This window comes from Rhizobium sp. No.120, assembly GCF_054558365.1.
In genome coordinates, this window is sequence record NZ_BAAJNQ010000010.1 from 39265 (window position 1) to 57757 (window position 18493).

Annotated in this window: 18 protein-coding genes; 8 read left to right on the forward strand and 10 right to left on the reverse strand. The window is 57.2% G+C overall.

Annotated features, from left to right (window positions below; genetic code table 11):
• Positions 1-4 precede the first annotated feature (4 nt).
• Positions 5-745 carry an ROK family protein gene (locus ACYJRZ_RS23520; protein WP_459463069.1) on the forward strand — a complete coding sequence of 247 codons (741 nt, stop codon included), beginning with the start codon at positions 5-7 and terminating at the stop codon, positions 743-745.
• Between the two features lie 59 nt (positions 746-804).
• On the opposite strand, the gene ACYJRZ_RS23525 is transcribed toward ACYJRZ_RS23520, so the two are convergent.
• Together ACYJRZ_RS23525 and ACYJRZ_RS23530 are read right to left on the reverse strand one after the other, a co-directional pair.
• Complete coding sequence (locus ACYJRZ_RS23525; protein ID WP_459463071.1) at positions 805-1683, reverse strand: hypothetical protein; 879 nt, start codon at positions 1681-1683, stop codon at positions 805-807.
• A gap of 200 nt (positions 1684-1883) precedes the next feature.
• Positions 1884-2810 carry a LysR family transcriptional regulator gene (locus ACYJRZ_RS23530; RefSeq protein WP_459463073.1) on the reverse strand — a complete coding sequence of 309 codons (927 nt, stop codon included), beginning with the start codon at positions 2808-2810 and terminating at the stop codon, positions 1884-1886.
• A gap of 104 nt (positions 2811-2914) precedes the next feature.
• Here ACYJRZ_RS23530 and ACYJRZ_RS23535 point away from each other — a divergent pair, with 104 nt between their 5' ends.
• From ACYJRZ_RS23535 to ACYJRZ_RS23555, 5 genes are all read left to right on the forward strand, one after another.
• Positions 2915-3481, forward strand: coding sequence for a chromate transporter (locus ACYJRZ_RS23535; protein WP_459463075.1), 567 nt, complete (start codon positions 2915-2917; stop codon positions 3479-3481).
• Entirely contained in the window at positions 3478-4008 is a 531-nt protein-coding gene (locus ACYJRZ_RS23540) for a chromate transporter (protein WP_459463077.1), read from the forward strand. The genes ACYJRZ_RS23535 and ACYJRZ_RS23540 overlap by 4 nt, the downstream gene beginning before the upstream one ends.
• Positions 4009-4271: 263 nt before the next feature.
• Positions 4272-5168: a sensor domain-containing diguanylate cyclase gene (locus tag ACYJRZ_RS23545; RefSeq protein ID WP_459463347.1), complete on the forward strand. Its 897-nt coding sequence runs from the start codon at positions 4272-4274 to the stop codon at positions 5166-5168.
• A 175-nt stretch (positions 5169-5343) separates the two neighbouring features.
• On the forward strand, positions 5344-5559 hold the full coding sequence (locus tag ACYJRZ_RS23550) for a hypothetical protein (protein WP_459463079.1): 216 nt from the start codon (positions 5344-5346) through the stop codon (positions 5557-5559).
• Between the two features lie 416 nt (positions 5560-5975).
• A complete protein-coding gene (locus tag ACYJRZ_RS23555; protein ID WP_459463080.1) occupies positions 5976-9002 on the forward strand; it encodes an alpha-mannosidase in 3027 nt (1008 codons plus the stop codon).
• Positions 9003-9058: 56 nt separating this feature from the next.
• On the opposite strand, the gene ACYJRZ_RS23560 is transcribed toward ACYJRZ_RS23555, so the two are convergent.
• The 3 genes from ACYJRZ_RS23560 to ACYJRZ_RS23570 all read right to left on the reverse strand — a co-directional run bounded on the left by ACYJRZ_RS23560 (position 9059) and on the right by ACYJRZ_RS23570 (position 12738).
• The gene (locus tag ACYJRZ_RS23560) at positions 9059-10081 is read right to left on the reverse strand and encodes an ABC transporter permease (RefSeq protein ID WP_459463082.1); all 1023 of its coding nucleotides are present in this window, start codon (positions 10079-10081) and stop codon (positions 9059-9061) included.
• Entirely contained in the window at positions 10065-11591 is a 1527-nt protein-coding gene (locus tag ACYJRZ_RS23565; RefSeq protein WP_459463349.1) for a sugar ABC transporter ATP-binding protein, read from the reverse strand. Before ACYJRZ_RS23565 ends, ACYJRZ_RS23560 begins: the two co-directional genes overlap by 17 nt.
• Positions 11592-11751: 160 nt before the next feature.
• The gene (locus ACYJRZ_RS23570) at positions 11752-12738 is read right to left on the reverse strand and encodes a substrate-binding domain-containing protein (protein ID WP_459463084.1); all 987 of its coding nucleotides are present in this window, start codon (positions 12736-12738) and stop codon (positions 11752-11754) included.
• 325 nt (positions 12739-13063) lie between these two features.
• On the opposite strand from ACYJRZ_RS23570, the gene ACYJRZ_RS23575 reads away from it, so the two are divergent.
• On the forward strand, positions 13064-14071 hold the full coding sequence (locus ACYJRZ_RS23575) for a LacI family DNA-binding transcriptional regulator (protein ID WP_459463086.1): 1008 nt from the start codon (positions 13064-13066) through the stop codon (positions 14069-14071).
• Positions 14072-14210: 139 nt separating this feature from the next.
• Here ACYJRZ_RS23575 and ACYJRZ_RS23580 read toward each other — a convergent pair whose 3' ends face one another.
• Complete coding sequence (locus ACYJRZ_RS23580) at positions 14211-15341, reverse strand: helix-turn-helix domain-containing protein (protein ID WP_459463088.1); 1131 nt, start codon at positions 15339-15341, stop codon at positions 14211-14213.
• 504 nt (positions 15342-15845) lie between these two features.
• On the opposite strand from ACYJRZ_RS23580, the gene ACYJRZ_RS23585 reads away from it, so the two are divergent.
• Positions 15846-16166: a hypothetical protein gene (locus ACYJRZ_RS23585; protein ID WP_459463090.1), complete on the forward strand. Its 321-nt coding sequence runs from the start codon at positions 15846-15848 to the stop codon at positions 16164-16166.
• A gap of 132 nt (positions 16167-16298) precedes the next feature.
• On the opposite strand, the gene ACYJRZ_RS23590 is transcribed toward ACYJRZ_RS23585, so the two are convergent.
• Genes ACYJRZ_RS23590 through ACYJRZ_RS23605 form a run of 4 tightly spaced genes read right to left on the reverse strand, consistent with a single transcriptional unit; the run spans position 16299 to position 18488 of the window.
• Positions 16299-16796, reverse strand: coding sequence for a DUF995 domain-containing protein (locus ACYJRZ_RS23590; RefSeq protein ID WP_459463092.1), 498 nt, complete (start codon positions 16794-16796; stop codon positions 16299-16301).
• A 30-nt stretch (positions 16797-16826) separates the two neighbouring features.
• Complete coding sequence (locus tag ACYJRZ_RS23595) at positions 16827-17774, reverse strand: glycoside hydrolase family 26 protein (protein WP_459463094.1); 948 nt, start codon at positions 17772-17774, stop codon at positions 16827-16829.
• A 17-nt stretch (positions 17775-17791) separates the two neighbouring features.
• Positions 17792-18331, reverse strand: coding sequence for a DUF995 domain-containing protein (locus ACYJRZ_RS23600; protein ID WP_459463096.1), 540 nt, complete (start codon positions 18329-18331; stop codon positions 17792-17794).
• Position 18332: 1 nt separating this feature from the next.
• Positions 18333-18488 carry a hypothetical protein gene (locus ACYJRZ_RS23605; RefSeq protein ID WP_459463097.1) on the reverse strand — a complete coding sequence of 52 codons (156 nt, stop codon included), beginning with the start codon at positions 18486-18488 and terminating at the stop codon, positions 18333-18335.
• Positions 18489-18493 lie beyond the last annotated feature (5 nt).

Consider the following 18493-nt stretch of genomic DNA (forward strand, 5'->3'; position numbering starts at 1 on the left):
GAATATGATTGAGGTAATTGAGAGCCGCAAAACAAACGTAAAACTGAAGAAAGCCGTGGCGCAGGCTGCGACAGAAGAGCTTGCCGTCTTGGCCATCGATCTCGGCGGTTCGCATGTCAAAATGCGTCTCAGCTCCGGCAGCGACCGCCGGGCAGCCGTCTCGGGTCCTTCTATGTCTGCAAAAGAGATGGTCCAGGCCGTCAAGGATCTGACAGGAGACTGGCGATATGACGTTATCGGCATGGGATATCCTGGGCCTGTTTCGAACAATAAACCCGCTATGGAACCGCACAACCTCGGAAGCGGCTGGCAGGATTTCGACTTTTCCGCTGCTTTCGGCAAGCCCGTCAAGCTTGTCAACGACGCCGTGATGCAGGCAATCGGCAACTACAAAGATGGCAACATGCTGTTTCTCGGCCTTGGCACCGGATTGGGTTCAGCGATGATTGCCAATCACGTTTGCCTGCCCATGGAACTCGCCCATTTGCCCTACAAGAAGCGGGGTACCTTCGAAGACTTCATCGGCGAGCGGGGCCTTGAAAAATACGGCAAGAAAAAGTGGCGCCAGTCGGTTGAGGAGATCGTCGAAAGATTGAAGGCAGCCTTGCTGCCGCATGAAATCGTCATTGGCGGTGGCAATGCCGAAAAGCTCAAAGAATTGCCACCCGGCTGCCGTATCGGCGAGAACGAAAATGCGTTCCTCGGAGGATTTCGCCTCTGGAAGGATTCAATGCTGAGCTTCTAGATTGTCCGTATCCAATCTGTCTTCGGGCGCCGCAACCATCGCTTTGACGGGAGTTGTCATCAAAGTTTCTTGTCGCGAATGGTCACGACCCCGAACGGATTGAACTTATACTCATCTTCGTCATAGCGAGTGTCGTCGGAAAGGGTGGCGTGACGAGCCGCTGCTGCTGCGTCGACACCCTCGCGTGTCATCTGATCGCCGATCTCGTCAATCAGAGCGGCAATTTCAAGCTGTTCGTCATTGGTCGACGGCTGCTGCTCGTCTTTCCGGACAAAGGTAACGAGCACGTCCGGCAATCCGACTAGATGGTTCCCTACGCTTGCCATGCCCTCTGTATCGTCGCCAATGGGCCGGCGCGCAAAGGCGAGGCGGCAGGTCTTGGCAAGTACCAGGAGATCATCGGAATCCCCCGCGCCGCGCCCTTGCGCGCAAAGCTCTTTCCATCGCCGTACCCCGTGAGCCACCCCCGCGGTCTCGCCCTTCACGGCGACCGCACCATGATCGAGCATATATTGCACGAACATCAAGGCCTTTGCGGATGTTGCAACTGCCGTTTCGGCGGTCATGGGCGGGCTGAGGACGTAAAGGACAGACCCATGCGTGGCGACGGCATCCTCGTCGGCCTCTTCATAGGCATCGGGGTTCACACGGTCCCAGCAGATATTGAACGAACGGACCATCCGGTCGTCCGGTTCATTCTGCGAACTGTCTTCATCGGCGGTGAAACCATCGCCGAACTGGGCGATGGCGGCACGGGCGCTCTGCAGGAGCTTTGCAAGACCATTGTCTTCGCCGAGAAAGCAGAGCACATGCCGCGGTTTGTAGCTGGAGCGAGAGGCTGCAAACGCCGGCGGCTGGCTCACGGCCCGGCTGGGAGATGGTCTACTCAGAATGAGGCTACCGAAGAAAGCAAGAATGCCGCGCCGCATCGAATTCATTCCGGTCTCCTCAGGATTCATATCGACGGAATCGAAAGCATTCACAACGACGGACTACGCGTACCATATCGCATTCGGTTTCCTTTCGTTGCAACCCGACTTTTTCGCCATTTCATCGGCGCATCTTCCAGTTCAAGAGTGTAGCGCGAAGTTTCATAGGCCGCGCGATCCTCGTGCTCTCGCAAATGTGGGTAGCCGGCTCACGGACTGTATTTCAATGTTACTTTCTCCTGATCAACGATGTCGGCAAAAAGCCGCAGCGCTCCGCTAGGCTGCTCATTTTTTTGCGCCAGATAAAGCGGCGCCACGAGATTGGCGCTTGGGTGAAGCCTCAGATAAGTGATGCCGTTGGTCTCCAGCCGGGCGATGGATCCTGGAATGATGGAGATTCCGAGGCCGGCGGCGACCAGGCTGAGCGTCGACAGCAACCGGGGAGCTTCATGCCGTATTTTCGGGCTGAAGCCCGCCCCAAGGCACGCCGCTATGATACTGTCATATAGCCCCGGTCCCGACGGACGACGGTAAAGTATGAAGGCCTCGTTGGCGAGCTCCGACAATTGAATGGGCCGAGGCTTCTCTCCTTTTGTCATCGCAAAGGGATGACGATCCGGAAGAGCGACCAGCATCTCCTCATCGAGAATTCGGGAAATCACAAGGCCGCCCGACTGTGCGACGGGTGAGCGCACGAGCGCAACGTCGAGAAAGCCGGAACGCAGCATGGCGATCAAATCGGGTGTACTGGCTTCCTCAAGCTTGAGCGCCACATCCGGCGATATCTCGCCGAGCGAGCGGACGGCTGAGCTGACCAGCGGATGAAACGCCGCTGAACTGGTAAAGCCGATGGCGAGGCTTCCTTCCTCGCCGCGGGCATTGCGCTTTGTCGCCTCTATAGCAAGATCGACATCATGGAGAATGGTCCTCGCCCTCTCCACGAAGGTTCGCCCGGCATCCGTCAGCTCGACGCCTCTCGGCAGGCGTTTGAAGAGCGACGCACCGACGATGGCCTCCAGCTTGGCTATCTGCTGGCTAAGCGGCGGTTGCTGGATGCCGAGCCTTTCGGCAGCGCGGGTCATATGGCCCTCATCGGCAACGGTTACAGCATAACGGAGATGTCGGAGCTCGATCATGGCATATCCTAAAAATATGAATAACGCTTAATCCATATATTGGACGCATAATCGCTAAAAGCTTATTTTAACGGCCTGTTCGACATAAACACACGGGCCACGATATGGATGCCATTTCTCATTCCAGTGCTGCTCAACGCGAAGGACCAACGGTCGCGGAGCTCTTTTTCGGTTTTTTCAGACTCGGCATCATCGGTTTTGGCGGGGTTCTGCCGCTCGCACGCCGCATGGTGGTCGAGGATTGCAAATGGCTGACGGGGGAGGAATTCACCGAACTGCTCGGGCTCTGTCAGTTTCTACCGGGAGGCAACATCATCAATATGGCGGTTGCGATCGGCTCGAAGTTTCAGGGCGTGGCGGGGGCATTTTCGGCTCTTCTCGGCCTGATTGTCGCGCCAACGGCGATCGTCATCGGCCTCGGCGTCATTTACGATCAGTTCAACAGCGATCCGCATATCCAGCATATGTTTGCAGGCCTTGCTGCAGCCGCGGCCGGCCTGCTCATCTCGATGGCTATCAAGATCGTCCTACCGCTGCGCCGCAAGCCGGTCACCCTTGTCATTGCAGCCATCTGCTTTGCGGCCATCGCCATAGCCGGGCTGCCCTTGCTGCCGACCATGCTGGTTCTGGCGCCGCTCAGCATTATCGCCACCTGGAAGCTGGAAGCATGACCGCGACCCTCATTTCTCTCGCAATCATCTTCACTCAGCTTTCGCTGCTGGCCTTCGGCGGCGGCAACTCCATTCTTCCCGAAATGCACCGGCAAGTCGTTGATGTGCAGCATTGGATGACGGCACAGCAATTCGGCGCGCTGTTCGCCTTGGCGCAGGCGGCTCCCGGTCCGAACCTGATGGTCGTGCCCCTGGTTGGCTGGCACGTTGCCGGATGGGCGGGTATGCTGGTCACATCAGCTGCAAAGTTCGGGCCTTCTTCGGTCCTGACCTATCTGGTGCTCCATCTGTGGAACCGTTTCAAGGATAAGCCATGGCGAAAGATCGTCCAGGCGGGATTGGTGCCGATGACCGCCGGGCTTGTCACCGCAAGTGCGGCCGTCATCACCGAGGCATCAACGCAAGGGTGGATTCTGGCGGCAATTGCTGCCGCGGGTGCGCTTGTCCTTTCGACGACGCGCGTACATCCGCTCATCGTTCTGGGCATCGGCGCGTTGATCGGCTTGAGCGGCATCGGCCAGGCGTGAGCCGGAGTTGTTCAGTATCAGGTTTGGGGCAGACACCCTTCTTGCCCTTGAGGCCGGTCTCCAAATAACGCCGTTGAGATGAACGATAATCGCAGCGCTCTTGCATTTGGAAACCAATATGCAAACAATCAATGTAATCATTCCACTGGGAAAGATTACCGGCGATAAAGCTGGTGAGGTTCTTTTGATCAGCTGGTGAGGCCCCAGTGTCCTGCGATGGAAATGGAATACTCGATCCTCAGGCAATCGCCTCCCGCCAGTTCATGCATTTGCGTGAATTGTTTGATCGATCGTTCAAGGCCGCCCGCATCGGGGTATGGGAATGCAGCCTTCCCGACCAGACGCTCAGCTGGACGGATACGGTCTACGAGCTCTTTGATCTTGCGCCGCAAACGCCGCTCACGAGGGAGGAGATCCTTAAGCTTTATACCCCAGAGGCCCGAAAGTGTCTCGATGAGGTGCGCGAGAAGGCAATTCGCACCGGCGAGGGTTTCAGCTTGGATGCTGAGATTATTACCGCAACGGGCAATCGGCGATGGATCAGAATAACTGCCTGCGTCGAATTCGCGAACGGAGCTGCAACCAGAATTTTCGGGATGAAGCAGGATGTCACCGCCGAGAAGACGATGGTCGAGCAGCTTCGTCAGTTGGCCGAGTACGATATGCTTACCGGGCTGACGTCCCGCACCAGATTCGAGGCATTTTTCAATGAAATATGCACAGCCGGGGGCCGAACCGGCAGAGCGCTCCTTCTCGTGGATCTCGACGGCTTCAAATCCGTGAACGATAGTCTCGGACATCAGGCGGGGGATGATTGTCTCAAGGCGGCAGGGCGCCGGCTTTCGCGCGCCGTCCCGCAGGCCAATATGGTAGCGCGAATTGGTGGCGACGAGTTCGCCGTCATTCACGAATGCCTTTCGACCGAGGATCTTGCAAAAATCGCCAATCGCATTGTCCGCGAATTGAACTGGACCGTCTCCACACCGACGAAGAGCATTCGCATCGCAACCTCCGTCGGCGCGGCGATAATCGTGCCCGGGCATTCGTCCAAGGACATATTCGCGAAAGCGGATCGTGGTTTGTATGAAGTGAAATCGTCGGGAAAGAATGGCTTCCGTATCGCACCACGTTCATGGTCTTCATGCGAGGCCGCTCTTTAGATTGAGCCCGCCATTCGGCCGCCGAGCATCGTGCCGCAGTGATTTCCTGAAAACGAACCTCACGCATTTGTGAGAGCTTTCGTGATTCCTGGGATATCTTTGCGACAAATCAGGGCTAATGTATCGGTAGTCGACTTCCTATTTGAAGGCGCCCCGACTTTTGGAAGAGCATCCCATGCAGCAGCGAAAAAGCGTATCGGTCGAAGAGCTTCCCGAGAATACCGCGCTAGCAATATATGAGCTAATCGGCGGCACGTTCCGCAACTATTCAGAGGTCCTTTACATTCGCGTACCGGATGTAACCGATGACGGCAAGTCCATGGGCGGCATTGAAATTACCATTCGCAAGACGGCTTCTGTTGCACCGCTACGAACGGCTTCGCACAGGTAATAAACATCTCACCTCAAATGAATTTCGAGCGTGTGCCAGCGATGCACTGTCCGCTTTCATCAAACAGATGAAAGGACTCATCGACAGGTGCGATGTTGCAGCAAAGCACCCGGGGCGGCTCTGATCCGTTCACGAAACACGCAGGAGATCGTTTCCGTCGAGCGCCGTAAGACGTCAGGGCGACCCTTCCTCACGCATTGGATCTTCGATTTCCTTGTATATCTTCACGCTTGTGTATCATGGACAAAGCTCTCGCAACTTATTCCTGTGCGCCTTGACGCCAAAACAAACGTACCTAATCTAAATTCTCGCTGTGCGGTCCGTTAGGAGGAGATGGGGCGCGGGGCCGGCGACCCATTCGCGCTGATATATTTTCTCCTCCGCCATCAGTTGCCGATTTTCCGATAGGATTCGCCATGCCTCTCACTATTGCCCAACGCCTTGATCGCCTGAAAGTCCGCACTGCAGAGCTTGTGCATTGGCGCGACAGGCAAAACCATGCGATCGACGGCTGGACCTTCGATGGAGAGCCAATCGTACATCATCAGGACTGGCCGCATCGCAACGGGACGGTTCGCTTCGCCGCCAAGGCAACAGCGCCGCGGGACTGGCCGCTCGAGCAGATCCGCCTGCAGCTCGATCTTGGCGGCGAAAGCTTGCTGACGCTGCGTTATCCTGATGGCGAAGCTGAGACCTTCGGTCTCGACCCCTATCACCAGGAATTTCCGATCAAGGGTCGCGACTTCCAGATCGCGACCGAAAGTGTCGCGCGTTTTCCGTTCGGGGAGCCGAACCGGGCACCGAAGCTGAACAAGGCACGATTGATCTGGCTGGATGAGGCCGTCCACCGGCTGCAGCTCCTGTTGCGGCAGATTGGCGAGGCGGCCGATATTCTTGAGGGCCATGAAGTCGTGCCGCATCTGATCGATGCGGCCGAACGGGCGTTGCGAAGCCTCGACTGGCCGTCCGACACATCGGCCTATATCTCGCGCATCTCAGGGGCGGCGATGCAGCAGAAGATCTGGGAACTGCCGGAGCTTCAGGACAATCCGGCAGGTCTCAGCGAAGCGCAGAGTGTTTCCGCCGCAGCTGCCTATGACGAATTGCTAGCGCAACTGAAAGAACTTCAAAAGCGCTTCCCCCAGAATGGTGAACTGCTGCTGACCGGCCATGCCCACATCGATCTGGCATGGCTTTGGCCCTATGCCGAGACGCGTCGCAAGATGCGCCGCACCTTCAACACTGCGCTCTCGTTGATGGAACGCTCCGACGACTTCCGCTTCAACCAATCGACCGCACAATACTATGCGCAAATGGAGGAAGATGATCCGGAACTGCTCGAGCGGATCAAGAAGAAGGTTGCCGAAGGCAAGTGGGAAACGGTCGGCGGCATGTGGGTCGAGCCTGATACCAACATGCCGACCGGCGAGAGCCTCGTGCGTCAGGTTCTCTATGGCCAGCGCTATTTCGAAAAGCATTTCGGCCTGCGTCATGGCGTCTGCTGGCTGCCCGATTGTTTCGGCTTTTCAGGCGCCCTGCCGCAGATCCTGCGGCTTGGAGGCATCGATAGCTTTTTTACGATCAAGGTGAACTGGAGTGAAAGCAATCACATTCCGTCCGATCTCTTCTGGTGGAAGGGGCTCGACGGCAGCAAGGTTCTGACCCACACTTTCGACAATCCCATGCAAGGTTATAACGGCTTCGTGCAGCCGGATTGCTTCGTACCGACCTGGAGGAATTTCCGCGGCAAGACGCAGCATGATACGTCGCTGCTAGCGGTTGGCTATGGCGACGGCGGCGGCGGCGTCACGCCGGAAATGGTCGAGCGCGAAGTGCAGCTGCGGGACTTCCCGGCAATTCCGAGGGCACGCTGGGGCACCGTGAAAGGCTTTTACGAAAGGGCGCACCGCACTGCGGCGGCAAAGGAACTCCCGGTCTGGGATGGAGAAATTTACCTCGAACTGCACCGCGCGACGCTGACCACGCAAAGCGGTGTCAAGCGCAAGCACCGTCAGGCCGAACGCGCCCTGATAACGGCGGAGACGCTGGCTTCGCTTGCCCATATGCTGGGCGCCGGCAAACCTCGGAACCTGGAGACAGATTGGCGCGTCGTCCTGAAGAACGAGTTTCACGACATCCTGCCGGGATCGAGTATCCGCGAGGTCTATGTCGATGCCGAGCGGGAGCTTGACGGGGTGATCGGTAATGCCAAGGCAGAGCAGGCAAGCGCTTTGAAGGCGTTGTCGGCCCGTCTTCCGGCCGGCGGGGTCACGGATGCGCTTGTTGTCGTCAACCCCTGCCTTTCGTCGCGCCCGCTCACCGCAACCCTATCAGATGGAACGGTATTAGCCTCCGCCGATTCCGTCGCACCTCTTTCCGTCGCGGTCTTCGATCGAAAGGCGATTAGGCCGGCCGGGCTTCTGAAAGCCGATAGCCATCATCTCGAAAACGAGCATTTGTCTGTCGTCATCGGCAAGGATGGAGCAGTATCAAGCCTTATCCACAAGGCGACGGGACGAGAAGCGATCGAAGGCGCTGCCAACCAGCTCTGGGTCTATCCCGCCGACAAGCCGCGCAACTGGGATGCCTGGGATGTGGATGCCGATTATGCCGAGAAAGGCATCCGCCTGGATCGGCCCGAGAGCATCCGCCTGGTCGAGGAGGGGCCGCACCGCGCCGCGATCCAAGTTGTCTATCGATATCGCAACTCGACCGTGACCCTGTTGTATGTTCTGACGGCCAATACCCGGAGGCTGGATATCGAAACGACCGTCGACTGGCATGATCGGCGAACGCTACTCAGAACCCTCAATCCGGTCGCCGTGCGGTCGCGCACCGCCACTTTCGAATGCGCCTTCGGTGTCGTGGAGCGGCAGACGCATACCAACACCTCTTGGGAGCAGGCGATGTTCGAGGCGGCGGCGCATCGGTTCGTCGATCTCAGTGAACCCGGCTTCGGCGTTGCGTTGCTCAATAACGCTAAATATGGTCATAGCGCCCGCGGCAATGTCATCGGCATGAGCCTCGTGCGCTCGCCGATCTATCCCGACCCGCTCGCCGATGAAGGGCAGCAGAGTTTCACCTATGCGCTGATGCCGCATGAGGGCGCCTGGTATGAAGGCGGCGTCTTATCGGAGGCGATCGATCTCAATCAGCCGCTGGTCAGCATGGAAGCAAGTGGTCTTGCGGTCGGCTCCTTATCGCCGCTTGGCATCGAAGGCACACCAGTCGCCTTCTCCGGCTTGAAGCTGGCCGAGGAAGGGGAGGGGCTCATCTTGCGGCTTTACGAACCGGCCGGCCGGCGCGGCCGTCTGTCGCTGACCCTGCCGTCGGGATGGCAGGCATCGGGGCCGCTGAATATCCTCGAAGAGCCGATGGAGCGCTCGGGCTCTGCCGACATCATGCCGTTTGAAATCCGTACCTGGAAGTTGCAACGGGCCTGAAGGCAAATCCGGTTTCGACAGACTGCCGTCTCGCTCCAGTCAAGAGAGCCGCCTTGTCAGCGGCTCTCCAATATCCGCATCAGCCGGCCGCGATAGCTGTCGAGAATGACTGCCAGCACGATAACGGCGCCGATGACGATCGGCTTGATGTTGTCATCGGCACCCAGGAGCTGCAGCCCGGTGGATAGCACCTGCAGAATACAGGCTCCAACCAGCGTTCCGATAATCGATCCTTTGCCGCCCGAAAGGCTGGTTCCGCCGATGATGACGGCCGCGATCGCGTTCAATTCATAGCCGATGCCGGCAACCGGACTGCCGACATTGAGGCGGAGCAGATAGACCATGGCGGCAATGCCGGCGGTCAGTCCGGAGATGGTGAAGACCGCAATCTTGTATTTCTTCGGCTCATGGCCTGAGAGGCGCACCGCCTCCTCGTTGGTGCCGATCGCGAAGACGAAACGTCCGAATACGGTGTAGCGCAGCACGAACCAGCCGATGAGGACGACGACGATCGCAATCAGAAAGATCGATGGAAGAACGCCCCAGAAAATCAGATTGCCGAAATCGACGAAGGGCTGCGGCAGGCCGGTAATGGTGGAGTTGTCACTGACGACGCGGGCAAGGCCGCTTGCGACGTTGAGCATGCCGAGCGTGACGATGAAGGATGGAAGTTTCCACTTCTCGCAGATCCATCCATTGATGGCGCCCAGGATCGCGCCGGCCCCCATCGAGGCGAGCGATGCGAGGGCAATCGCCTGCCAGGGAGAAAACCTTGGGTCGATCATGATCGTTGCGCCGATGACAGTGCAAAGCGCAAGCAGCGATCCGACGGAAAGGTCGATGCCGCCCGTGAGAATGACGAAGGTCATGCCGGCGGCGAGCACCGTATTGATGGCGATCTGCACGAAGATCTTCAGGAAGTTCTCCGGCGTCGCGAAATAGGGCGCCGTCAGCGAGAAGAAAATCAAGATCAGGACGAGGGCGATGGCAACGCCGGCCTCTTTCATCGAGATCCGGATGAGCTTGTCCCAGACGGTGGCCTCTTTCGCGTCGATCCTCTTTTCAATGTTGCCGGACACGACTGTACTCCTTGTAAGCGAGCGAGAGGATCCTGCTCTCGTCAAATTGATCCCGGGGTATTTCGCCGGCTATCTTGCCGTCCGAGAAGACGATGATGCGATGGCAAATGCTCATGAGTTCCGGCAGGTCCGAAGACACGACAAGAACGCCTTTTCCCTCAGCGGCAAATTTCCAGAGAAGCTCGTAGATTTCCGCCTTGGCACCGACATCGATGCCGCGGGTCGGCTCGTCGAAGATCAGCACCTTAGGGCCGCGAAACAGCCATTTGGCGATGACGACCTTCTGCTGGTTGCCACCCGAAAATGTCCTGACGGCTTGATGGATGGATGGTGTCTTTATCCGCAATTCACGTACGAGGCGCTGTGCGGAATCGTCCTCCGCCTTGCGCAAGATCAATCCGTTGCGGGAGACCTTGGTAAGATTGGTGATGGTGGTGTTTTGCGCACAGCTCATATCGAGCATGAGACCTTGAATCTTGCGGTCTTCGGTCGCGAGACATAGTCCGGCGGTCACAGCGTCCTTGGGCGAGTTGATCTCAACCGGCTGGCCATCTATGCGGATTTCGCCTGCGACCTTGGCGTCGGCGCCGAATATGGCCCGGACCGCCTCGGTGCGGCCGCTGCCCACAAGCCCGGCAATGCCGACGATTTCTCCCTTGGCGACGGAAAATGACAGCTCCGGGCTATGGCTCGTCACTTTGAGGCCGGAGACGCCGAGCGCCTCGCCGGAGATGGTGCTGTCGCCGCGGAAGGCGTCGTGTTGCGCAAGTTCGCGCCCGACCATGAGTTCGACAATTTTCGGAATTCCAAGCCCTTCGAGTGGCCGCGTAATCACATGCTGCCCGTCGCGCAGGATGGTCACGTCGTCGCCCACCTCGAAGATCTCTTCGAGCCTATGCGATATGTAGAGCGTGGTGACGCCTCGCGCCTTCAGCCGCTTCAGAATCTCAAAAAGACGGTCGACTTCCTTGGAGGTTAGGGTCGCCGTCGGTTCATCGAGGACGAGAAGCTTGCTTTCGTTGGAAAGCGCCTTGGCGATTTCGAGCAACTGAAGCTGGGCGACGCTCAAGCTGCTGGCAAGCGTCGTCGGTGCCACGTTAAGGCCGACTTCCGCCAGCAGTTCCGCCGCCCTGGCGTTCATCTGCTTATAATTTACCAAGCCATATCGGCGTGGCAGATGCTCAAAGAGCAGATTTTCGGCGACGGTAAGATTGGAAAGCGGGTGCAGCTCCTGGTGAATGACCCGGATGCCCGCCTGGAACGCTTCCAGCGGAGAGGACGGATGATAGGCTTTGCCGTCGAACAGAATGCGGCCATCATCCGGCTTGAAGACGCCGCCGAGCAAATTGATCAGGGTCGATTTGCCGGCGCCATTTTCGCCGAGAAGAATGTGACCCTTGCCGCGACCGATCTCTATCGAGACATCCTTCAGGGCCACGACGCCCGGGAAGCGCTTGCCTATTCCTTCCAGCTTCAGGATGGCATCATCTACTGTCTCTGGCACGTCCACCTCTGCGTGTTTCAACTTTGAACTGCTTATTGCGATCTTCTCGCACTGCCTCGCCGGCACGCTTCAAGATTTCACGCTAAGTGAATGGAAGATCGACCGCGAAGCGGATGCGCCGGTAAGCTGCCGGCGCATCCTCGCCCATAAGACCTTTGTTTATCGTCTATTTCAGATCCTTGGCGGTGACGAGCGTCACATCCGTCTTCACCCAGCCGGTGAATTTTTCGCCGGCATATTCGCGAAGGCCATACTTGATGCCCATGGCAGCCATTTCCGCGCCATATTGTTCGACCGTGGCAAGCATCTTGCCGTCCTTGATCAACGGCTTGACGGAGGGGATGTTGTCGAAGCCGACGACCTTGATCTTGCCCGCCTGGCCAGATGCGTCCAGAGCCTTGACCACGCCGAGGGCCATGGAGTCGTTCGCAGCCATGACGCCCTGAATATCCTTATACTTGGTCAGGAAATTCGTCATGACGGTGTTGGCTTCTTCGGTCTCCCAATGTGCGGTCTTGCTGTCGAGAAGCTCGAGCTTGCCGTTCTTGATGGAGTCCATGAAGCCTGCCTTGCGCTCCTTGGCGTTGTCGGCTTCGGGATTGCCTTCGAGGATCACGACCTTTGCGCCGGGACCCAGATCCTTGGCAAGCGCATCGCCGGCAAGCTTGGCGCCTGCAGCGTTGTCAGGACCGAAGAAGGCGAGGTCGATACCTGCTGCTTTCTTGGCGTCGGCATCGAGCGGTACGTCGATGTTGATGACCTTGACCCCGGCTTTCACTGCCTTGGCAAGCGGCGTGGCCATGGCCTTGGAATCAGCCGGCGCGACGACGATGATGTCGTATTTCTGGGTCACGAAATTCTCGACGGCATCGACTTGGGCTGCGAAGTCCCGCTCGTCCTTCATGCCTACGGCCTTGAAGTCGAACTTGTCCTTGTTTTCGGCGGCATATTTGTCCGCTCCGGCCTTCATCTGCTTGAAGAATTCATTGGACAGGGATTTCATGATCAGGCCGACCTTCGGCTTGCCGGCCGCAAAGGCGGGCGACACCCCGCAGGACAGCGCAAGCACGAGAGTGCCGGCCAGCCCGAGTTTCAGCGCAGAGCGCCGCTGCGCATTGATGAAGACGGATTCACGCTTTGTAGAATTGGACATTTCTCTCCTCCCGAACGGTCCTGGGCTCAGCTCCATCTGAGTTGTCTGCGACAATGAACCGTTTCCACGCATATTGGGTAGCATGCCATTGAGAATTGTCAAGGCGCCAAATCTGGTGCTGAAAATCGGCTGAAATTGCAACTTTACGAGACTTGTAAGATAGGTATGATGAACCGTTTCCATCTTGCGCGATATTCTCCTTGCGTCGTGGAGGATAGGCTTGACATGAAGCCCTTTGACCAAGGCGGGAGAGACCATTAGCTGAGAGCCCGGATGAGGCGCCTCCAAGGTGTCTTGGGTTAAATGAAGGGATGTTGGTTCCGTTATGCCAAAGGTCGGAATTCGAGACGTTGCCAAGCTGGCCGGAGTTTCTACCGGAACCGTTTCAAGGGTTTTGAATGATCATCCCTCCGTGACGGATGAATTGAGGGTGCGGGTCAGGGGCATTATCGAGCAGCTCGGCTATATGCCCGATCCGTCTGCCAGAAGCATGCGCAGCAAGGTCAGCCGTCTCATCGGCATCGTCATTCCCGACCTGACCAACCCTTTCTTTTCGGAACTTGTGCAATCCGCCGAACAGGCGGCGGCACGGCATGGCTATAACATTATCGTCATGACCTCCTTCGATCACGCGGCCAAGGAAGCCGATCGGATCGGCCAGCTCACAAGCCGGAAGGTGGATGGCATCATCCTTGTTCCGAGCAATGATTTCCATACGCTCAAGCTGCCGAAGGGGCTGCCGATCGTCATCGTCGACCGTCTGCTGCCGGGATATTCCGGCATTGCTGCCGATCATCGCAGCGGGGTGCGCCTCGGTGTCGAACATCTTGTGAAGCTGGGTCATCGTCGTATCGGCTTCATTTCCGGCCCCAAAGGCTCTGTTCCTGCGAACGATCGTCTCAAGGGCTATATCGAGGCGATGGAGCTCGTCGGCGAAGGCAGGCAGAATGTAGCGCCGCTGATCGCCGAAGCCGCTTTCGACTATGAAAGCGGAAGGTCTGCCGGAAACTATCTTCTCGCACGCGCTCGCCATGAGCGCCCAACCGCTATATTCGCAAGCTCCGACCAGCAGGCGATCGGCTGCATGCGGGCAGCACATGATCTGGGAATACCGATCCCGGCGGCCCTTTCCATCGTCGGCTTTGATGGCATTCCGCTTGCAAGCATGACGATCCCACGCCTGACCACCGTGAAGCAGCCTATTCAGGAAATAGCAGCGGCAGCGGTCGCGGTCTTATTGAACAGGCAGGGTGCCCCGGAACTCGGCAAACCCCTCTTGTTGCCTTGCGAAATCTCCGAGGGTGAAACGACATCTTCACCGCAGCCGGATTGAAATCTGGTGATGCCGCGATCGCAGCTGGCGTTACAGCTGCATATTGATCAACTGAATTTGTGTCGTTCGGCGGATTATCTGCAGTAATATCTGAACTTCTATGGCGGAACTTAGGTGTTACTGTGTAGCTTTATACCGATCAAATACCAAGCGTGTTAAGCCAGTCGCTGAAGGTAGATGTCTCCGTCATCTGCGGTTGATGCTCTATCTTGCATTCGCCTGAATGCCTGCGCACCTCGCTTGGGCTGTAGCCGAATTCGTGTGCGAAGGCCCGGCTGAAGTTAGCTGCAGATTCAAAGCCGAGATTACCGGCTATATCTGCGATTTTCTGACCATTGCTCAGATCGGCAAGTGCCGCACGTGCTGCCAGAAGCCGTCTTCTACGAACGTAGTTCAAGACACCGCCCGATGTCTGGAACAGCCCATAAAGCCGGGTTCGCGAGATTGCCAATTCCCGGCTCAATGCTTCCGGAGTTAGGTCCGCTGATCCGAGATTGTTCTGGATAAAGCGACGAGCTTTCGTCATCAGGCCGATCTCGGAGCTGCGGTCACCGGTCGTATGGCCCTCAACCAGCGGTGCGACACTATGAAATATCATCTCCTGCAGTTGGTTGCGTACGCCGTGCAGGTCGTCTTTTGTCAAGCCGTCGAGGTTTGCTTCGAGAAAAGCAATGTAGTCAGCCAGCAGCTTGACGCGCGCCCCTCCCAGAACAATGTTGTTGCTTGCTCCAGGCAGCCCGCCGTGGTCGGCAAATAGATCGCACGGCAGGATGAGAGCGACGGATTGCGCGCTTATAGTGCGGCCGTAAAACGGGCAGCCAAGTGCTCGAATTTCCATCATGCCAGGCTCGTTTTCGACCACATGGCCGTTGACGCTGGTCCATGTCCTGCCCGTGCGCAGGAAGGTGATCTGCCAATGATCTATGGCGCTGAAGCGTACTTTTTCTGCAGGGCGCTCGTAACGGTAGGCTGGCGTTTTTTGCTGGATGAGAAGTGCCCCTTCCAGATTCCAGATGGTCTGGCTTGCAGCAAAACCATCGGCGGGCTGAGCGCCTTCGGGAAGATAAGCATCGATCAACGGCTCCATATGTTTCCGCCATGCCAGGAATTGCTGGGGAGGAGCTTCATTGGCGGTGGAAAACGGCAGCGACACGAGTGTTGGCTGGTCTTCGGTACTGCCGCGCAGGGGAACTTCGGAAATGCGAGGCCAGCGGCGTCTTTCGATAAGGCTTGGCTGTTCGGAGGTAGTTTCGGTTTTATCCTGTATCATCGCGCTAACCTTTCGAAGGAGCTTGCCAGATCGGCTGGCGATCGCCGCACTGTCCTTGTCGCAGGCGAATGAAAGGATTGATGTCCATAGAGGCGAACGATGATGGGCCGAAATGGACCACGGGGGTAATGGAGGCCTTGTATATCCAAGATTTCCCCGATCGTCGCAAAACAGCCCGAATTTCAGTCCATCCGAGCGTCCGCCGGTTGGCGGACTGACGTAAGAGACATGATTGCATCATGTCTTGAGAGAACGATTCTGTGCTGCGATGCGGCTTGATCAGCGAACCAAAGAAGTCTGTGGATGTCTCAGTCAAGGCTCTGTGCATCCATCGAATATCGCGCCAAGTTATATTCATTGCAGGCAGCATTGTTGCAGTTCCCCGCCGAAAGGCCGTAGGGAAAATTAAGCAGATTTCATTAATCTTTTCAAGATATTTATAGAAGTTGCTTAAATGTTTTCCGCTGTAATACACGAACGAAACTTGCAAAGGAGAGTGAACTTATGCGTTTTGGGAAAAAGTCCTACAATATCACCAACAGTAATCCAAGAATTGGTATTTCAATTTCGGTAATACTTGCAATTGCATTTTCTGCAGGTATGGCTGCGAACGCAAACGCAGCCGATGGTCAGCACGTGAAGAATAAGACCGTCCAGCTGTATATGAAGAAGTATCAGAAGAACGACGTCGTCTTCTACAGCGGAAGATCGCTTGCCAAGACGACCTCGGTTTCTGCTGAGGAGTACTTCAAAGGTTCCCCCTATATCTGCACGCCAAGCGGATTTGGAAAAACGTCGCATTGCTACAACCGCGGTGCATTTTAAGGCGACCCAGTAAATGTCGCGCGGCGCGTGCGAGAAAGAATAGGGGCATTCCCTGGATTGCGGTTCGACGGAACAAGTGGGGACGCGTGCCGTCCGCTGTCCAAGAAAAAGCCCCTATGTGAGTATTCGACTTCAACCGGGCAGATGCTTGCGAACATAGTCGCCCGGTCGCAGTTTCAGAACTTCGTCATCATGTTTGATCGGATTATGACGGAACACATACCATTTGCCGCCTGATGCTCGTTTCTGATAGATGATCCCGGCCTTCTCGCGATGCAGGAAGCAGGATACATTGGGTGCTGCACTTTTCTTGCTGTGCCAGATAGCGCTCATGCAGAGTCTACCGCGATCGGTCGCATACCAGGTGCCCTTTGCATAAGATTTTTGTGCGCCCGTGTGCGACCAGGCCGTAAATCGGCGGTGGTGGCGGGAGAAGAAACCGGCCCCGTCTTTCCATATCCAGGAGTGTCCCGCGTAGAGCCTTTTGAGCTCCTTAGCACTCATCGGCATGGCTTGGTGGGCCGCATGCGCCGTCATTCGATCGATATGACGATGCGTTGCCGCGTTCGCGGTGCCGGCCAGCAGCATCGCGAACATGGTGTTCAGAATGATGAAACGGAACCAGGACATATATTTCTCCTCCACCCTTCATCATCGCGGTCAGTTTAGCAGGGGCGGTGTGGCGACCCGCCAGTCCGGCCTGCCCAGACCGTCCGGCCAGGGGTAGACTTCACGATCGTTGAAATAAACCACCGATTGCAGGTCGGGGAATTCGGAGTGAGGCTTATTGGCTTCCTCGGCCCATGCGTGAACATAGGCTTCGTTGCCCTGATAGCCCAATTCCGCGATCACGATCGGCTTCTTGAAGCGCTTCACACGGTCGTATCCGGGTTTGGTCGCCTCCACGAAGGTCGAATCCCGCCCGAGTTTTCGCAGATCGAACGGTTGGTAACCGAACACCGACAAACCTACGACATCAACGAATGAGTCACCGGGATAGTAGGCTTCGAGCCCCTCCTTACCCATCGGCGACCACATGTACTTTGCCGTGGGAAGGCTCTTGCGGCAGACGGTGACGGCGTGTCTGTAGGCCTTCACATATTCCTGCGCGTTCCAGTAGGCCCAGGTGAACTGCCCGTTCTTCTCGTCCATTTCCTGAGCCCAGCGAATGGTAACGGGTGCATTGAGTTTGGCGGCCGCGGAGCAGATCGCCGTCATGTTGGAATCATAGTGACCCGCCAGAATTCCATTGAGGAGATCGGTTGGCGTGACCCGCCAGTTACGGGCCCATGACCAAGGCTCGATCGTAATCAGCAGCGCGCGCCCGCGCTTGCGGGCATAATCGTCTGCCGTGCTCAGCGTCGACAGATCGACATCCTCCCAGGGTAGGAAGAGATGCTCGATCTTCGGATTGGGGTCATTGGAAAAGTCCCCGTTGGGATCATAGGCACCCCCTGGCAACGATTGGGGAGTGATGATCGGTCTCTTGTCGTTGAAGAGCGGCCGGGTCTCGGCCCTTGCATCCAAGCCGTTGCTGGCAGCATAGACGCCCCCGCAGAGGGCGCCAGCCGCAAGCAAAGCCGTCGTTAGTTTCGATAGAGTTTTCATCGCATTGCCTCCTTCCTCTATTCGGTCTTGCGGACGGTTAAAGAGGTCTTCAAGGCCTCCAGTCGTTGTGAAACCAGATCATCGGCGATGAGGTTTGTCGCCTCATCGGTTTTCTCTGTAGTGGGATGGCGAAACACAATCCATGCTCCGCCAGTCTCGCGTTTCTGATAGATCGTTCCATCGAAGATGCGATGGACAAAACAGGTCTTCGCCGGAAACTGGCCGTTTGCGGCATGCCAGGTTGCCTCCAGACACAGCCGGCCGGTGTCCGTTACAGCCCAGCGGCCCTCAGCCCAGGATTGCCCGCCCGTTCCGTCGACCCAGGCTGAAAACCGGCGGTCGGTATTCTGCATTCGGCCGGCGCCATCAGGCCAGCGCCAGCTCTTGTCGTGATAGAGCATGTAAAGTTCAGCTGCCGTCATAGGCCTTGCGCCATCCGGCACCTTGGTCGTGGTCGCGGTTACGGCCGCATTGCTTGCCGTCGCAAGCCCCAGAACGATCGCACATGCCAGCGATGCTGCGGCAAGCGGGGAGGTCTGTCTCTTTGATGGTTTCATATTATTTCTCCCGTATCGTGATTGGCGCTTTGGCGCCGCTACCATGTGTGCTTACCGACTTACCTATGGCGCAGATGCGAGCGCCGATCTGGCGTGCATGGCGTCGTTCCGCCAGCGCGTTGAGATCCTGCTCGGTTTCCATCACAGTCATCTTCATCTGCG

What these genes read in the sequence shown, in the direction of transcription:
- ACYJRZ_RS23600 (WP_459463096.1), bottom strand. Translation starts at nt 18,331, where the DNA reads ATGAAACCATCAAAGAGACAGACCTCCCCGCTTGCCGCAGCATCGCTG.
- ACYJRZ_RS23585 (WP_459463090.1), top strand. Translation starts at nt 15,846, where the DNA reads ATGCGTTTTGGGAAAAAGTCCTACAATATCACCAACAGTAATCCAAGA.
- ACYJRZ_RS23595 (WP_459463094.1), bottom strand. Translation starts at nt 17,774, where the DNA reads ATGAAAACTCTATCGAAACTAACGACGGCTTTGCTTGCGGCTGGCGCC.
- ACYJRZ_RS23520 (WP_459463069.1), top strand. Translation starts at nt 5, where the DNA reads ATGATTGAGGTAATTGAGAGCCGCAAAACAAACGTAAAACTGAAGAAA.
- ACYJRZ_RS23590 (WP_459463092.1), bottom strand. Translation starts at nt 16,796, where the DNA reads ATGTCCTGGTTCCGTTTCATCATTCTGAACACCATGTTCGCGATGCTG.
- ACYJRZ_RS23550 (WP_459463079.1), top strand. Translation starts at nt 5,344, where the DNA reads ATGCAGCAGCGAAAAAGCGTATCGGTCGAAGAGCTTCCCGAGAATACC.
- ACYJRZ_RS23605 (WP_459463097.1), bottom strand. Translation starts at nt 18,488, where the DNA reads ATGAAGATGACTGTGATGGAAACCGAGCAGGATCTCAACGCGCTGGCG.
- ACYJRZ_RS23525 (WP_459463071.1), bottom strand. Translation starts at nt 1,683, where the DNA reads ATGAATTCGATGCGGCGCGGCATTCTTGCTTTCTTCGGTAGCCTCATT.
- ACYJRZ_RS23535 (WP_459463075.1), top strand. Translation starts at nt 2,915, where the DNA reads ATGGATGCCATTTCTCATTCCAGTGCTGCTCAACGCGAAGGACCAACG.
- ACYJRZ_RS23580 (WP_459463088.1), bottom strand. Translation starts at nt 15,341, where the DNA reads ATGATACAGGATAAAACCGAAACTACCTCCGAACAGCCAAGCCTTATC.
- ACYJRZ_RS23545 (WP_459463347.1), top strand. Translation starts at nt 4,272, where the DNA reads ATGCATTTGCGTGAATTGTTTGATCGATCGTTCAAGGCCGCCCGCATC.
- ACYJRZ_RS23530 (WP_459463073.1), bottom strand. Translation starts at nt 2,810, where the DNA reads ATGATCGAGCTCCGACATCTCCGTTATGCTGTAACCGTTGCCGATGAG.
- ACYJRZ_RS23570 (WP_459463084.1), bottom strand. Translation starts at nt 12,738, where the DNA reads ATGTCCAATTCTACAAAGCGTGAATCCGTCTTCATCAATGCGCAGCGG.
- ACYJRZ_RS23540 (WP_459463077.1), top strand. Translation starts at nt 3,478, where the DNA reads ATGACCGCGACCCTCATTTCTCTCGCAATCATCTTCACTCAGCTTTCG.
- ACYJRZ_RS23575 (WP_459463086.1), top strand. Translation starts at nt 13,064, where the DNA reads ATGCCAAAGGTCGGAATTCGAGACGTTGCCAAGCTGGCCGGAGTTTCT.
- ACYJRZ_RS23555 (WP_459463080.1), top strand. Translation starts at nt 5,976, where the DNA reads ATGCCTCTCACTATTGCCCAACGCCTTGATCGCCTGAAAGTCCGCACT.